At 72.9% G+C, this 919-nt stretch carries 2 protein-coding genes; both read left to right on the top strand.

The annotated features are described in order from the left end of the window. Nucleotides 1–669 (top strand): ABC transporter ATP-binding protein (locus G7A99_RS21570; RefSeq protein ID WP_205599989.1); only part of this gene is annotated, 669 nt, incomplete at its 5' end. Further along, a partial coding sequence (locus G7A99_RS21565; RefSeq protein ID WP_163143974.1) for an aldehyde dehydrogenase family protein occupies nt 666–919 on the top strand: 254 nt, incomplete at its 3' end. The genes G7A99_RS21570 and G7A99_RS21565, both read left to right, overlap by 4 nt.

Raw genomic sequence — 919 nt, 5'->3', positions numbered from 1 at the left:
GGGGTGCCCGTCCTGCGCGACGTGGACTTCACCCTCGAGCCCGGGGCGACCGTGGCGCTGATCGGGCGCAACGGCGCGGGCAAGACCACGACCCTGCGCACGGTCATGGGCTTCATCGCCCCGGACAGCGGCTCGCTGTATCTCGGCGATCGCTGCATCGACGACATCCCCGCCCACGCCCGGCCTGGTCTGGGGATCGGCTACGCCCCCGAGGACCGGCGGCTGTTCTCCGCGTTCAACGTGCGCGAGAACATCCTGCTGCCGGCCCGCGCCGCGCGGGTGGCACCGGAGGAGATCCGGCGCCGGCTGGACGGGGTCTACGAGATCCTCCCGGAGCTCCGGGACATGGCCGAGCGCCCCGGCGGCACGGTCAGCGGCGGCCAGGGCAAGATGGTCGCCCTCGGCCGGGCGCTGATGATCGGCACCCGGGTCGTGCTCCTCGACGAGCCCTTCCAGGGCCTCGCCCCGGCACTGGCCAACCGTTACGCGGAGGCGCTGCGCACCCTGCGCGAGCGTGACCGAGACATCACCCTGGTGATCACCGAATCGAACCCGGCGCTGTTGCGGCAGTTCGCCGACCGGACACTCGTCATAGAGCGCGGCGAGGTGAGCGAGGGCAGCCTGGAGCGCAGCCACGCGGACGCCGCCACACAGGAGGAGATTTCATGACCCGCACGAAGCTCGACATCTCGCCGGACGGCGAAGCGGTCACGATCCTGATCGACAACCAGTGGCGCGCCGCCGCCGGTGGTGGCGCGGTCGCCGTGCACGCGCCCTCGGACGACGGTGCGTTCGCGCAGATCGCCCGCGGCGGTGCCGCCGAGGTGGACGAGGCCGTCGCCGCCGCCCGTCACGCCTTCGAGGAGGGCGAGTGGGGCCGGCTCACCGCCATCGAGCGCGGCCGGCTGCTGATGCGCGT

Source organism: Arhodomonas sp. KWT, from assembly GCF_010993615.1.
Note: the sequence above shows the minus strand (reverse complement) of the source record. Positions and strands in the feature narration are given on the sequence as shown.